13 protein-coding genes are annotated in these 14,615 nt (G+C 71.7%); 9 read left to right on the forward strand and 4 right to left on the reverse strand.

Annotated features, from left to right (window positions below; translation table 11 throughout):
- The first annotated feature begins 23 nt into the window (after positions 1-23).
- Positions 24-548, forward strand: a complete 525-nt coding sequence (locus CXR44_RS11240) for an adenine phosphoribosyltransferase (RefSeq protein WP_101785196.1) — start codon at positions 24-26, stop codon at positions 546-548.
- Positions 549-621: 73 nt separating this feature from the next.
- The gene (locus tag CXR44_RS11245) at positions 622-2,913 is read left to right on the forward strand and encodes a RelA/SpoT family protein (RefSeq protein ID WP_101785197.1); all 2,292 of its coding nucleotides are present in this window, start codon (positions 622-624) and stop codon (positions 2,911-2,913) included.
- 304 nt (positions 2,914-3,217) lie between these two features.
- Here the strand turns inward: CXR44_RS11245 and CXR44_RS11250 are convergent, their stop codons facing one another.
- Both CXR44_RS11250 and CXR44_RS11255 read right to left on the reverse strand, forming a co-directional pair.
- Positions 3,218-4,447 (reverse strand): DUF349 domain-containing protein, encoded by a 1,230-nt coding sequence (locus CXR44_RS11250; RefSeq protein ID WP_101785450.1) that lies wholly within the window; start codon positions 4,445-4,447, stop codon positions 3,218-3,220.
- Between the two features lie 60 nt (positions 4,448-4,507).
- Complete coding sequence (locus CXR44_RS11255; RefSeq protein WP_342748538.1) at positions 4,508-5,392, reverse strand: peptidylprolyl isomerase; 885 nt, start codon at positions 5,390-5,392, stop codon at positions 4,508-4,510.
- A 139-nt stretch (positions 5,393-5,531) separates the two neighbouring features.
- Between CXR44_RS11255 and CXR44_RS11260 the strand changes: the two genes are divergently transcribed.
- The 3 genes from CXR44_RS11260 to aspS are packed head-to-tail and all read left to right on the forward strand — an operon-like array spanning position 5,532 to position 9,198.
- Positions 5,532-6,215 (forward strand): MBL fold metallo-hydrolase, encoded by a 684-nt coding sequence (locus tag CXR44_RS11260; protein ID WP_101785201.1) that lies wholly within the window; start codon positions 5,532-5,534, stop codon positions 6,213-6,215.
- Entirely contained in the window at positions 6,212-7,471 is a 1,260-nt protein-coding gene (gene hisS, locus CXR44_RS11265; RefSeq protein WP_101785203.1) for a histidine--tRNA ligase, read from the forward strand. Before CXR44_RS11260 ends, hisS begins: the two co-directional genes overlap by 4 nt.
- Entirely contained in the window at positions 7,468-9,198 is a 1,731-nt protein-coding gene (aspS, locus tag CXR44_RS11270; protein WP_101785205.1) for an aspartate--tRNA ligase, read from the forward strand. Before hisS ends, aspS begins: the two co-directional genes overlap by 4 nt.
- 29 nt (positions 9,199-9,227) lie before the next feature.
- On the opposite strand, the gene CXR44_RS11275 is transcribed toward aspS, so the two are convergent.
- The gene (locus CXR44_RS11275) at positions 9,228-9,794 is read right to left on the reverse strand and encodes a GNAT family N-acetyltransferase (protein ID WP_101785207.1); all 567 of its coding nucleotides are present in this window, start codon (positions 9,792-9,794) and stop codon (positions 9,228-9,230) included.
- Between the two features lie 118 nt (positions 9,795-9,912).
- On the reverse strand, positions 9,913-10,803 hold the full coding sequence (locus tag CXR44_RS11280; RefSeq protein ID WP_101785209.1) for a peptidylprolyl isomerase: 891 nt from the start codon (positions 10,801-10,803) through the stop codon (positions 9,913-9,915).
- Positions 10,804-10,969: 166 nt separating this feature from the next.
- Between CXR44_RS11280 and CXR44_RS11285 the strand changes: the two genes are divergently transcribed.
- From CXR44_RS11285 to CXR44_RS11300, 4 genes are all read left to right on the forward strand, one after another.
- Positions 10,970-11,518 (forward strand): DUF2231 domain-containing protein, encoded by a 549-nt coding sequence (locus CXR44_RS11285; RefSeq protein ID WP_101785211.1) that lies wholly within the window; start codon positions 10,970-10,972, stop codon positions 11,516-11,518.
- An 89-nt stretch (positions 11,519-11,607) separates the two neighbouring features.
- Positions 11,608-12,849 carry a replication-associated recombination protein A gene (locus CXR44_RS11290; RefSeq protein ID WP_483870011.1) on the forward strand — a complete coding sequence of 414 codons (1,242 nt, stop codon included), beginning with the start codon at positions 11,608-11,610 and terminating at the stop codon, positions 12,847-12,849.
- Between the two features lie 246 nt (positions 12,850-13,095).
- Entirely contained in the window at positions 13,096-14,082 is a 987-nt protein-coding gene (locus CXR44_RS11295) for a cyclase family protein (RefSeq protein ID WP_101785215.1), read from the forward strand.
- A 182-nt stretch (positions 14,083-14,264) separates the two neighbouring features.
- On the forward strand, positions 14,265-14,615 hold a 351-nt coding region (locus tag CXR44_RS11300; protein ID WP_101785452.1), incomplete at its 3' end, for a DUF948 domain-containing protein.

The following is a 14,615-nucleotide window of genomic DNA, read 5'->3' on the forward strand; positions in this document are numbered from 1 at the left end:
CGAAACCTCCCCGAAGGAGTGCCGTGACAAGCAGTGACCTCAGCACGCTGATCCTCGACCGGATCAGGGACGTGCCCGACTACCCCAAGCCAGGCGTGCTGTTCAAGGACATCAGCCCGCTGCTGGCCGACCACGCGGCCTTCTCGGCCGTGGTGGACGCGCTGGCCGGCACCGAGCCTGTCGACAAGATCGTCGGCATCGAGGCGCGCGGCTTCATCCTGGCCGCTCCTGTGGCCTACCGGGCCGGGGCCGGATTCGTGCCCGTACGGAAAAAGGGCAAACTGCCCTCCGAAACGTTCGCGGAGTCCTACGATCTGGAGTACGGCTCCGCGACCATCGAGGTGCACCGCGACGCCTTCGCCAAGGGCGACCGGGTGCTCATCGTCGACGACGTGCTGGCCACGGGCGGCACGGCCGAGGCGACCGTGGAGCTCGTCCGGAGGGCCGGAGCCGAGGTGATCGGCCTCGGCATCCTGATGGAGCTGGCCTTCCTGAAGGGACGCGAGCGCCTGCAGGGGGTGGAGGTCCGCTCCCTGGTGATCGTCTGAGCAGGACCCACGGCGGGCCGGGTTTCGTACCTGGATACACTGGGGGACCTGGACTCGAACATGAGGAGTCTGTGTGCCCCGTGAAGTGGTCGTGCCCGACGTAACCGACGCCGGAGGCGCCGAGTCCGCCGGTGGCGCTCCAGCGGTGCGTCGACGGCGGTTTGGGGGTGGGGCCATGAACCCTGTGCTGGAGCCGCTGTTCCGGACCGTCCGGGCCACCCACCCCAAGGCCGACCTGCGCCTGATCGAGCGCGCCTACGAGGTCGCCGCGCACCACCACCGCGACCAGAAGCGCAAGTCCGGCGACCCCTACATCACCCACCCGCTGGCCGTGGCGACGATCCTGGCCGAGCTGGGCACCGACGACGAGACGCTGTGCGCGGCGCTGCTGCACGACACCGTCGAGGACACCTCCTACGGCCTCGACGAGCTGCGCGCCGACTTCGGCGACACGATCGGCTCGCTGGTCGACGGCGTCACCAAGCTCGACAAGGTCAAGTTCGGTGACGCCGCGCAGGCCGAGACCGTGCGCAAGATGGTCGTCGCGATGTCGCGCGACATCCGGGTGCTGATCATCAAGCTGGCCGACCGGCTGCACAACATGCGCACGATGCGCTACCTGCCCGAGCACAAGCGCCACCAGAAGTCCCGCGAGACGCTGGAGATCTTCGCCCCGCTCGCCCACCGCCTGGGCATGAACACCATCAAGTGGGAGCTCGAGGACCTGGCCTTCGCCATGCTCTACCCCAAGCGCTACGACGAGATCGCGCGCATGGTGTCGGAGCGGGCGCCCCGTCGCGACCTCTTCCTGCAGGAGGTCATCGAGAAGGTCTCCGGCGACCTGCGCGACGCCAAGATCCGCGCCGTCGTCAAGGGCCGGCCCAAGCACTACTACTCCGTCTACCAGAAGATGATCGCCCGCGACGTCGCCTTCGACGACATCTACGACCTGGTGGGCATCCGGGTCCTCGTCGACAGCGTGCGCGACTGCTACGCGGCCCTCGGAACGATCCACGCGCGATGGAACCCCGTGCCCGGCCGGTTCAAGGACTACATCGCGATGCCCAAGTTCAACATGTACCAGTCGCTGCACACCACGGTGATCGGGCCCGAGGGCAAACCGGTGGAGCTGCAGATCCGCACGCACGCGATGCACCACCGGGCCGAGTACGGCGTGGCCGCCCACTGGAAGTACAAGGAGGAGGTCGGCTCCCCGGGCCCGCAGGGCAAGGTCAAGCCGGGCAGCGACATGGCCTGGCTGCGGCAGCTGCTCGACTGGCAGAAGGAGACCTCCGACCCGGGCGAGTTCCTGGAGTCGCTGCGCTTCGACCTGTCGGTGTCGGAGGTCTACGTCTTCACGCCGCGCGGCCAGGTCGTGGCGCTGCCCGAGGGCGCGACGCCGGTCGACTTCGCCTACGCGGTGCACACCGAGGTCGGCCACCGCTGCATCGGCGCCCGGGTCAACGGCCGGCTGGTGCCGCTGGAGTCCAGGCTCGGCAACGGCGACACGGTCGAGATCTTCACCTCCAAGTCGCCCGACGCCGGGCCGTCACGCGACTGGCTCAAGTTCGTCAAGTCGGGCCGCGCCCGCAACAAGATCCGCCAGTGGTTCTCCAAGGAGCGCCGCGAGACCGCGATCGAGGCGGGCAAGGAGGCCATCGGCCGGGCCATGCGCAAGCAGGGCCTGCCGCTGCAGCGGCTGATGTCCGGCGAGTCGCTGCTGGCGCTCGCCCGCGACCTGCACTACCCCGACGTGTCGGCCCTGTACGCGGCCGTGGGGGAGGGGCACGTCGCCGCGCAGACGGTCGTGCAGAAGCTCGTGGCGTCCATCGGCGGCGTCGAGAGCGCCGAGGAGGACATCGCCGAGACCTCGGTCCCGACGCGCCTGCACGGCCGTCCCCGGGGCGGCGGCGGCCCGGGCGTGGTCGTGGCGGGCGACGCCGACGTGTGGGTGCGCCTGTCCAAGTGCTGCACGCCGGTGCCGGGCGACGAGATCGTCGGATTCGTCACGCGTGGCCACGGGGTGTCGGTGCACCGCGCCGACTGCACCAACGTCCAGCAGCTCAAGTCGCAGCCCGACCGGCTGGTGGAGGTGAGCTGGTCCCCGGGGGACGACTCGGTGTTCCTGGTGGCGATCCAGGTCGAGGCGCTCGACCGGCCCCGCCTGCTCTCCGACGTCACGCGGACGCTGTCCGACCAGCACGTCAACATCCTGAGCGCGTCGGTCACCACCTCGCGCGACCGGGTGGCGATCAGCAGGTTCACCTTCGAGATGGGCGACCCCAAACACCTCGGCCACGTGCTGAAGGCCGTTCGCAGCATCCAGGGCGTCTTCGACGTCTACCGCGTCAGCGGCGCCACCTGATCAGTCGTTCGTCCTGTACGGCACGGCCGCGAAGGCGCCACGCGCCGTACGGGGCCGGCGGCCTCCAGGAAAGACGCCCGCTGACCGCACGGGACGGCCGCCGTCACGGACGGCACGGACGTCCGCCGCACCCTCGCCCGGCCCGGTCTCACGCAAGCGGCCGAGCGCGTCCGCAGGCGACCCCCGTCGCCCGCGAAAGCCCTCAGCGGCCCCGCCCGTGGACGGACCCTGCCCGTGGACGGACCCTGCCCGTGGACGGACCCTGCCCGTGGACGGAACGCGCCCAGAGGCTGGGTCGCGCGCGTCAGCTGAACTCGGCGAGCGTGCGCTCGGCCTCCTCCAGCCACGAGCGGCGCGCGGTCAGCGCCTCCTCGGCCTCCTTGACGTCCTTGGCCTTGCCGGCCGCCTGCGCCTTGGCCAGGCGCTTCTCCAGCTGCTCGATCGAGGTGCGGAGCTGGTCGACCGTGCTCTGCGCCCGGGCGCGCGCCTCGGGGTTGGAGCGCTTCCACTCGGCCTCCTCGGCCTTGCGGACCGCGTCGTCCACCCGCCGCAGCCCGCCCTCCAGCCGGTCGCGCTGCTCGCGCGGCACCGGTCCGGCCGCCTCCCACCGCTCCACGAGGTGCCGCATTGCCGCCCGGGCGGTGCGCACGTCGGTGACCGGCAGGATCTTCTCGGCCTCGGCCAGCAGCTGCTCCTTGACCTCGGCGTTGGCCGCGAGCGAGGCGTCACGCTCGGCGAACACCGCCGAGCGCGCCTGGAAGAAGCGGTCCTGGGCGGCCTTGAACCGCGCCCACAGCTCGTCCTCCACCTCGCGCGAGGCCCGGCCGGCGCTCTTCCAGCGCTGCATGAGGTCGCGGTAGACGGCGGCGGTGCCGCCCCAGTCGGTGGAGTCGGCGATGGCCTCCGCCTCGGCGACGATCTGCTCCTTGGCGGCCCGCACGCCCTCGCGCTGCTCGTCGAGGCCGGCGAAGTAGGCCTTGCGCCGCTTGGCGAACGCGGTGCGGGCGGCCGACAGCCGCTTCCACAGCTGCGCCTCGGTGACCCGGTCGATGCGGTCGGCGGCCTTCCACTCCTCGACCAGCTGGCGCAGCCGCTCTCCGCCGGACTTCCAGTGCGTGGTCTCGTCGGCGATGCGCTCGGCCTCGGCGACGATGCGCTCCTTGACCGCCTTGGCCTCGGCGCGCGCCTGCTCGCGGGCCGCCTTGACCTCCTCGCGGCGGTGCGCGACCAGCTCCGACAGCCCGTCCAGGCGGGCCGTCAGCGCGGCCAGGTCGCCGACGGCGTGGGCGTCGGCGACGGCCTCACGCAGTTTGACGATGCTCGCCTCGGCCTGCGCCGGGGCCAGGTCGGTGCCCCTGACCCGCTGCTCCAGCAGCTGCACCTGGCCGGCCAGCTCGTCGTACTTGCGATGGAAGTATGCCAGCGCTTCCTCGGGTTCACCGGCCTGCCAGGAGCCGACGGCGCGCTCTCCCTCAGCCGTACGCACGTAGACGGTGCCGTCGTCGTCTACCCGGCCCCACGGGTCGGTGCTCACCGTGTCCTCCTGCACTTTCCATCAGACCCTTCGGGACTTGTCGTCCCTAGTTGTATTACGTCAGCTCTTGCCAGCGATTGTCACGTTTTTGATTTCGACTGTCTCCTTGGGAGCCCCGGTGCCGTCCCCGCCCGAGCCTGCCATGACGCCCGCCTTGTTCACCTTGTCCAGGATGTCGAGTCCCTTCGTGATCGTACCCACCGGCGTGTAGTCGGGGGTGAGACCGATGTCGCCGTACACCAGGAAGAACTGGCTGCCGGTGCTGCCCGGAGCCTGCGTCTTGGCCATCGCCATCACGCCGCGCTTGTAGGTGGCGCCCTGGAGGTTCTCCTCGGCCATCACGTAGCCGGGCCCGCCCTGGCCGTCGGTCGGGTTCTTGCCGTCGGCCTTGGCCTTCGGGTCGCCGCACTGCAGCATCGGGAACTGGTCGCTGCCGAGCCGGTGGCACTTGCTGCCGTCGTAGTAGTCCTTCTTGGCCAGGAACTCCAGCGAGTTGACCGTGCACGGCGCCTTGGCGTTGTCGAGCCGGACCTCGATGTCGCCCAGGTTGGTGGCCAGCGTCATGGTCTTCGTGGCCGGCTTGGTGCTGGCCTTCTTCGGCGGCATGCCCACGTCCTTGACCGTGCCGCCGGTCGGGTCGGCGACGTAGTCGCAGGTGCCCGTCTTGGCGTCGTACGGCTTGGGGCCCGCGGCGGGGGAGGCCGAGGGGGCGGAGGTCTCCTGTGCGGACGCCGACGCGGACGGCGACGCCGCGGCGTCGGTCTGCGGGTCGCCGCCCAGCAGCGCGACCGCGGCCACGATGCCGCCGACCACGACCACGACCCCCACCGTGGAGCCGATGATCGCGGTGCGCCTCGCCTGCTGCTCGCGCTCCAGGCGGCGCTGCATCTGCCGCTCGTGGTGCTCGCGTGCCAGCTGCTTCTGCCGGTCCTTCCCCGTGGCCACCGCTTTGCCTCCCATAGTGAATCGACTGAGGTGGGCGAATCGTATCGGCCAACGGGTAATGATTCGCAGCCCGGCGACCCGCACCGGTACCCTTCGGTTACATTCCCATTGGCATTTTTGACGAGATCAGCTGAGGCAGATGCTCATCGCAGGCTTCCCCGCAGGGGCCTTCCAGACCAATTGTTACGTCATCGCGCCCGCGGCGGGCGAGGAGTGCGTGATCGTCGATCCTGGTCAGGACGCTGCCGCCGGGGTCGACGAGCTGCTGCGCGAGCACCGGCTCAAGCCCGTCGCGGTCCTGCTCACCCACGGCCACCTCGACCACGTCTGGTCGGTGGCGCCCGTGTGCGGCGCGCGTGACATCCCGGCCTGGATCCACCCCGACGACCGCCACCTGCTGTCCGATCCGGCGGCCGGCTGGGGGGCCGGGGGCGCCCAGCTGTTCGGCGGCATCACGCTCAGCGAGCCCGACGACGTCAAGGAGCTGGCCGACGGGGCGGTGCTGCCGCTCGCCGGCCTGGAGTTCGTGGTCGACCACACGCCGGGCCATACCAGGGGGTCGGTGAGCTTCCGGCTGCCCGGCGAGCAGATCATGTTCGCGGGCGACCTGCTGTTCGCCGGCTCCATCGGCCGCACCGACCTGCCGGGCGGCGACTACCCGACGATCCTGCGCAGCCTCGCCTCCAAGTGCCTGCCGCTGCCTGACGATACGGTCGTCCTGCCGGGTCACGGACCACAGACCACGATCGGCCACGAGCGCGCCACCAATCCTTATCTCAAGGAGGCCGCGCCGCACGCCGGTCCCACACGAGGGATCTCATGAGCTTCCAAGCGCCGAAGGGCACCTTCGACTGGTTGCCGCCCACCTCCGAGCAGGTCCTCGCCGTCCGCGAGGCCCTCGTCGCCCCGGTACGGCGAGCGGGCTACGGCTACATCGAGACGCCGGTCTTCGAGGACACCCAGCTGTTCGCCAGGGGCGTGGGCGAGTCGACCGACATCGTCTCCAAGGAGATGTACACCTTCCCCGACAAGGCGGGCCGCTCGCTCACCCTGCGCCCGGAGAACACCGCGTCGGTCCTGCGCGCGGTCCTCCAGCACGGCCTGCACAACGGCCGGCTCCCGGTCAAGCTGTGGTACTCCGGCAGCCAGTTCCGCTACGAACGCGCCCAGAAGGGCCGCTACCGCCACTTCTGGCAGGTCGGCGCGGAGGCGCTCGGCGCCGAGGACCCGGCGCTCGACGCCGAGCTCGTCGTGCTCGGCGTCCAGGGCTTCGCCGCGCTCGGCCTGACCCGGGTGCGGCTGCTGCTCAACTCCCTGGGCGACCGCGCGTGCCGGCCCGCCTACCGGGCCGCGCTGCAGGAGTTCCTGCGCGGCCTCGACCTCGACGCCGACACCCGGGCCCGCATCGAGATCAACCCGCTGCGGGTGCTCGACGACAAGCGGCCAGAGGTGCAGGCCCAGCTGACCGGGGCGCCGCTGGTCGTCGACCACCTGTGCGCGGCCTGCAAGGCCTACCACGAGGAGGTCCGGTCGCTGCTGACGGCGTCCGGGGTGGCGTTCGAGGACGACCCGCGCCTGGTGCGCGGGCTCGACTACTACACCCGCACCACGTTCGAGTTCGTCCACGACGGGCTCGGCTCGCAGTCCGCGGTCGGCGGCGGCGGCCGCTACGACGGCCTCAGCGAGATGCTCGGCGGGCCGCCGCTGCCGAGCGTCGGCTGGGCGCTCGGCGTCGACCGCACCTATCTGGCGATGGAGGCCGAGGGGCTGCTCGCCGGCGACACCGCCGCACGCCTGCAGGTGTACGGTGTCGCGCTGGGCGACGACGCCCGCCGCCGGATGTTCCTGCTCGTGGACGAGCTGCGCCGGGCGGGCGTCAACACCGACATGGCCTTCGGCGGCAAGGGGCTCAAGGGCGCGATGAAGGGCGCCGGGCGTTCGGGCGCCCGGTTCGCGCTGATCCTCGGCGAGCGCGACCTGGCCGCGCAGGCCGTCCAACTGAAAGACCTGACCACCGCTGAGCAGACCGAGGTGCCGCTGGCCCAGGTCGTCGACGTTCTGAAAGGGAAAGTGCAGTGATTCGCACGCATACGGCCGGGTCGCTCCGTGAGGAGCACGCCGGGCAGCAGGTGACGCTCGCGGGATGGGTGGCACGGCGCCGTGACCACGGCGGTGTCGTCTTCATCGACCTGCGCGACGCCTCCGGCTCGGCGCAGGTGGTCTTCCGCGAGGAGGACCACGCCCACGACCTGCGCGCCGAATACTGCGTGAAGGTCGTCGGCGAGGTGCGGGTCCGCCCCGAGGGCAACGAGAACCCCGACCTGCCCACCGGCGCCATCGAGGTCGTCGCCGAACAGGTCGAGGTGCTCAGCGAGTCGGCGCCGCTGCCGTTCCCGATCGAGGGCAACGTCGGCGTCTCGGAGGAGGCCCGGCTCAAGTACCGCTACCTCGACATCCGCCGCCAGCAGGTGGCCCACGCGATGCGCGTCCGCTCCAAGGCGACCTACCTCGCCAACGAGACGATGAACGAACTCGGCTTCGTCTACGTCGAGACGCCCACGCTGACCCGCTCCACGCCCGAGGGCGCCCGTGACTTCCTCGTGCCGGTGCGGCTGCAGCCGGGCAGCTGGTACGCCCTGCCCCAGTCGCCGCAGCTGTTCAAGCAGCTCCTGCAGGTGGCCGGGCTGGAGCGCTACTACCAGCTCGCCAAGTGCTACCGCGACGAGGACCTGCGGGCCGACCGGCAGCCGGAGTTCACCCAGATCGACATCGAGATGTCCTTCGTCGACCAGGAGGACGTCATCGCGGTCGGCGAGAAGCTCGTCGGGCGGCTCTGGCGCGAGATCCTCGGCCACGAGATCCCGATGCCGCTGCCGCGCATGACCTACGCCGAGGCGATGGCCCGCTACGGCTCCGACAAGCCCGACCTGCGCTTCGGCCAGGAGCTCGTCGACATGACCGGCTACTTCGCCGGCACCTCCTTCCGCGTCTTCCAGGCCGACTACGTGGGCGCCGTCGTCATGCCGGGCGGCGCGTCGCAGACCCGCAAGGAGCTCGACGGCTGGCAGGAGTGGGCCCGCTCGCGCGGCGCCAAGGGCCTGGCCTACGTGCTCGTGCAGGCCGACGGCACGCTCGGCGGCCCCGTGGCCAAGAACCTCTCGGAGCAGGAGCTGGCCGGCCTGGCCGAGGCCGTCAAGGCCGAGCCGGGCGACGCCGTCTTCTTCGCCGCAGGTGGCCGCAGCGCCGCGCGCGACCTGCTGGGCGCCGCCCGGCTGGAGATCGGCCGCCGCTGCGGGCTCATCGACGAGTCGCAGTGGTCTTTCCTGTGGGTGGTCGACGCGCCCATGTTCGAGGAGGACGGCGAGGGCGGCTGGACCGCCGTGCACCACCCGTTCACCGGCCCGAAGCCCGAATGGGCCGACAACTTCCAGGACCACCCCGGCGAGGCGCTGGCCTACGCCTACGACATGGTCTGCAACGGCATGGAGATCGGCGGCGGCTCCATCCGTATCCACCGGGCCGAGATGCAGCAGCGCGTCTTCGACGTGCTCGGCATCTCCAAGGAGGAGGCCGAGAGCAAGTTCGGCTTCCTGCTGGAGGCGTTCAAGTACGGGCCGCCCCCGCACGGCGGCATCGCCTACGGCTGGGACCGCATCTGCATGCTGCTGTCCGGCGGCGACTCGATCCGTGACGTCATCGCCTTCCCGAAGACGGCGTCCGGCTTCGACCCGCTGACCGCGGCTCCGACGCCGATCACCGCGGAGCAGCGCAAGGAGGCGGGCGTCGACGCCCGGCCCAAGGAGTAGTCCCCGGTCACGGAGCGGCGGCCCCACGATCACGTCTGTGACCGTGGGGCCGCCGTCGCCGTCTTCCGCCATGCCACGACCACCCCCGACTCGCCCGGCATCCGCGGGGACGGGGCATCCGGGGCGGTCCGGAGCCGCACCTCCTCGAAGCCGAGGCGCCGGGGCACGCCCGCGCTGGCCAGATTGGCCGCGTCGTGCCGGATCTCCAGCCAGTCGACCCCGTCCAGCGCGCATCCCGCCGTGACCAGCGCGGCGACGGCCTCCGTGACCAGGCCCCGGCCGGTCCAGTCGGCGTGCAGCCAGTAACCGATCTCCAGGCCGTCCGGCCCGGCCCTGCGCATCAGCCCGCAGCCGCCCACCACCAGCCCCTCCACGACGATGGCGTACTTGTACGCCTCGTCCCGCTCCCACTCTGACAAAGCCGTGGTCACCAGCCTGGTCGCGACCTCGTGGCTGTCTCCCACCGCGAGGGGCGACCAGCGGAGCAGATGATCGTGGGAGTCCCGGATCGCCCGGGCCGCCGCGCCGATGTCGTCCACCTGCCATCGGCGCAGGTGGAGGCGGTCGCAGAGGAGGATGGCGGAGGGACGTCGCATCCCCCCATGATCCATCCTCCGGGCAGGGGAGGTGAGGCGTCCGCCGTACGGGAGCGGAAACGGCGCGGCCGCCTCCCCGGTGATCAACCGGAGGGCGGCCGCGGCGACGGGACCCGGGTCAGCGAAGCGTGACCTTCTTGATGATGATGGGGTTCTTCGGCGCGGTCGCGCCCTCGCCGGTCATGGCGTCCGACTTGTTGACGATGACGCCGTCCTTGGCCACCTTGTCGATGATCTCCAGCCCGGAGGAGACGACACCGAGCACCGTGTACGGGTCCTGGATCTGCGCGTTCTCGTCCGACAGGGAGATGGCGAACTGGCTGCTGCTCTGGTTGGACGCGCCCAGCGGCTGGGTCAGCATCACCACGCCCCGGGAGTAGGGGACCACGCCGATGTTCTCGTCCGGGATCGCGTAGCCCGCGGTGCCCTGGCCGTCGGTCGGGTTCTTGCCGTCGGCCTTGGCCTTCGGGTCGCCGCACTGCAGGATGTGCACGCCCTCGGTCTCGGGCATCGCCAGCCGGTGACACTTGGTGTTCTCGTAGAAGCCCTTCTTGGCCAGGAACGCCATCGAGTTCACCGAACACGGCGTCGCCGCGGGGTCCACGTCGATGACGATGTCACCGTGGTTCGTGGTGATCGTCATCGTCGACAGCTTCATGTTGGGCTTGCGGCCCGGCATGCCCACGTACTTCATCGGGACGTCCTTGGGACCCCGCTTGTAGGTGCAGGTCACCGGGCCGGCCTTCTTCGTCGGCGTCGCCGTCGGCAGCGCCGCCGGGGCGGAGGTGGACGGTGAGGCCGACGGCGTGCTCTTGGCCGCCACGGGTTCCTTGGTCTCCCCGCCCATCAGCGTGGTGGCGGCGAAGATGCCCCCCGCCACCACGACGACGGCCACGCCGGCGCCGATGAAGGTGTTCCGCTTCGCCTTGGCGGACTGCTCAGCCGCGCGCCGCGCCTGCCGCTCCTTGTGCTCCCGCGCCAGCTGGCTCTGGCGGTCGTCGCCGCTCACCGGTATGTCCTCCAGTTTTGCCTACACATGACCGAACAACTCCGCGAATGCTACCGGCACCGGAATGTGGAAGACGTAAGTGACGGGAAGCGGTCCCTGTTGCGCGGGATCCGGGAATCATAAGGTGCTGGAGCTTGTAGTTGAAAGGCGTACTAAGGAGTTCCGCATGTTCGACCAGGTTCTCGGCCTGCCCGCCCACCCGCTGATCGTGCACTTCGCCGTCGTCCTGACCCCGCTGCTCGCCCTGCTGTCCGTGGCGTACGCGGCGCTGCCCCGCCTGCGCGGGCGGCTCGGCTGGGCCGTGGTCCTGCTCTCCGTGGCCGCCCCGATCGCCGTCTTCGCCGCCAGGCAGAGCGGCGAGAGCCTCAAGGCGGCCCGCTTCGCCACCGCCGAGGGCGAGCTGGCCACGATGATCGCCACTCACCAGGGCTTCGCCACCCCGCTGCTGCTCTCGGCCCTCGGGCTGGGCGTCAGCGCCCTGCTGCTGGTCCTCGCCACCACTCCGGCCCGCGCCGGGCAGGACCGGACCGCCGCGACGGACGGTGCGGGCGGCGCGGCGGGCGCGGGCGCGGGCGGCGCGGCGGGCGCGGGCGGCGACCGGTTCGGCCGGGCGGTCACCGTCGCCCTGTCGGCGCTGACCGTGGTCCTGGCGCTGGTGGCCGCCTACTACGCCTTCCGGGCCGGCGACTCGGGAGCCAGAGCCGTGTGGGAGTAGCCGCACGGCCCAGCATGTAATCTCGCGTTGTGGAGAGCCTGTTCGATTCGGCGGCGCAGGAGGCCACGCCGCAGCCACTCGCCGTGCGGATGCGTCCCCGGAGCCTCGACGAGGTCGTCGGCCAGCGACACCTGCTCGGCCCCGGCACGCCGCTGCGCCGCCTCGTGGAGAGCGAGGCGCCGATGTCGCTCTTCCTGTGGGGGCCGCCGGGCACCGGCAAGACCACGCTCGCCTACGTCGTCGCTGGCGTCACCAAGCGGCGCTTCGTCGAGGTCTCGGCCGTCTCCGCCGGGGTCAAGGACGTCCGCGCCGCCATCGACGCCGCCCGCCGCGAGCTGGGCATGACCGGCCGCCAGACCGTCCTGTTCGTCGACGAGGTGCACCGTTTCAACAAGGCGCAGCAGGACGCGCTGCTGCCCGCGGTCGAGAACCGCTGGGTCACCTTCATCGGCGCCACGACCGAGAACCCGTTCTTCTCGGTCATCTCGCCGCTGCTGTCGCGCTCGCTGCTGCTGACGCTGGAGTCGCTGTCCGACGACGACATCCGTGCGGTGCTGCGCCGCGCCGTCGCGGACGAGCGCGGGCTGGGCGGCCGCGCCACCCTGGACCCGCAGGCCCTCGACCACCTCGTCCGGCTCGCCGGCGGCGACGCGCGCCGATCACTGACCTACCTCGAGGCCGCGGCGCTGCTGGCCGACGACATCACGGTCGAGGTGGTGGAGAAGGCCGTCGACAAGGCCGCCGTCCGCTACGACCGGCAGGGCGACCAGCACTACGACGTGATCAGCGCGTTCATCAAGTCGATGCGCGGCTCCGACGCCGACGCCGCGCTGCACTACCTCGCCCGCATGATCGAAGCCGGCGAGGACCCCCGCTTCATCGCCCGCCGCATCGTCATCTTCGCCTCCGAGGACGTCGGCATGGCCGATCCCACCTGCCTGCAGACGGCCGTCGCCGTCGCCCAGGCGGTGCAGTTCATCGGCCTGCCCGAAGCCCAGATCAACCTCGCCCACGCCGTCATCCACTGCTCCCTGGCCCCCAAGTCCAACGCCGTCGTCAAGGCCATCGGCGCGGCCGTCGGCGACGTGCGGCGCGGCCTCATCGGCCAGGTGCCCGGCCACCTGCGCGACGCCCACTACCCGGGCGCGGCCAAGCTCGGGCACGGCGTGGACTACAAGTACCCGCACGACTTCGACCACGGCCTCGTCCGCCAGGACTACGCCCCGGAGCAGATCAGGCAGCGGCGCTACTACGAGCCGACCACCCACGGCGCCGAGGCCCCGGTCGCCGACCGCTGGGCCCGCATCCGCGACTTCCTCCGCGGCACCTGACCGACCCCAGACCCCGCCTCTCCCCAATCCGTCCCGCCGGTCCCATCCGTCCCACCAGTCCCGCCTGTCCCGACCTGTCTCCGTCCGTCCCCGCACCGCGTCCCCGTCCCCGTCCCTGCCCTGTCCCCGCACGCGTCCCTGCCCCGTCCCCGCCTGCCCCGTCGCCGCCCGTCCGTGCCCGCGTGCGGCGCTCTGCAATCGGCGCCGCGCCGCAGAGCAGGTCGCCCCCTACGCCGAGGAGCGCCCATGAGCGACCCCCAGCCCCTCCCTGACCGCTCCCCAGGACATGCCGCGAGCGCCCCGCCCGGGGACGCCGGGACGACCCGGCAGCCCGGCGCGGGCGGCGCGCCCGCCACCGCCCCGCGCACCGGCGGCGTCGACCACCGTGCCTCCTTCGACGCGACCATCACCTTCGGCAACGGCGGCGACCTCACCGTCCACGATTTCCGGGTCGACCTGCCCTCGCCCGACTGCGGCGAGGAGGAGATCGCCGTTCTCTTCGTCGCCTCGCTCGGCCTGCTGATGACCGACGAGGTGCGCCTGTCCGGCGTCCGTGTCTTCGCCGAGCCGCACAAGGGCACCAGGGGCGGCCCGGCCGACCGAGGCGCCCCGCCGCCCGGCCCCGGCGGGCCGCTGGTCGAGCTCGACCGCGCCTCCTCCGAGGGAGGCACCTCGATCGAGACGTCCTCGGAGGTCGGCGCGCTGAGCCTGGCCCGCGTCGCCGACCTGCCCGTCGTGGTGGTGCGGGTGGCGGGGGCCGGGCCACTGCCGGTCGGTGTCGGCACGCTGGCCGCGTTCGACGTGCGCGGCGCGGCCGTCCTGCTGCACACGGGGGCGCGGCACGGCCACCCGCTCACGCCCGAGGCGGCGACCTGGCTGGTGGAGCACGGCGCCGCCCTCGCCGGCACCGACGCGACCACCCTCGACGGCGCCTCCGACGGCGCCCACCACAGCGCCTCCGACAGCGCCCCCGGCGGCACCCACTACAGCGCCCCCGTGAGCGCCCTCGACGGCGCCCCCGGCGGCACCCACTACAGCGCCCCCGAGGGCGCTCACGGAGGCGCCCGGGCGGCCCGGCGGATCCTCCTGGACGCGGGCATCCCCGTCGTGGAGGGGCTCACCGGGCTCGACGGGGTGCCGCCGACCGGCGCCCACCTCACCGCCGTCCCGCCGCGCCTGCAGGGCGCCCGGAGGGCTCCCGTACGCGTCTTCGCCCGCCTCCCGCCCGGCTGACCCGCGAGATCCCGCGAGCCGGACCGATGTTCGCGGCGGCCCGCTCCGGGCACGGGGAGCCGGCGAAAGGGGGCGGTCACCGACGTGGCGGCCAGGTCGAGATCTTCGACCCCACTAACCTGAGTCCCCGGACACGATAGGGTTCTTGCCGTTCCGGCGCAGCGTACGAGGGAGATGAGCGCATGCTTACCGCTGGGGAGGTCGCCGGGCTGATCGCGGCCACGGGCTGGATAGTCCTGGTCTGCGTGCTCGTCATGGTTCTCGTCAGGCTCACCAGACTGCTGACGGAGACCACCAAGGCGGTCTCCGACCTGAGCAGCCGCGTGGCGCCGCTGCTCGACGACGTGAGCGTCACGGTCAACGAGACCAACAGGCAGCTCGTCGCCGTCGAGGCCATCACCAAGGACGTCAAGCAGATCAGCGGCCACGCGGCCAAGCTGAGCGCCGTCACTCAGACGATCTTCACCGGACCGCTGATCAAGGTGTCGTCCCTCGGTTACGGCGTGCGCCCGGCCCTCGAGGCCCGCCCGCCC

The sequence above is a fragment of the Nonomuraea indica genome (assembly GCF_002850745.1).
Classification (GTDB): domain Bacteria; phylum Actinomycetota; class Actinomycetes; order Streptosporangiales; family Streptosporangiaceae; genus Nonomuraea; species Nonomuraea indica.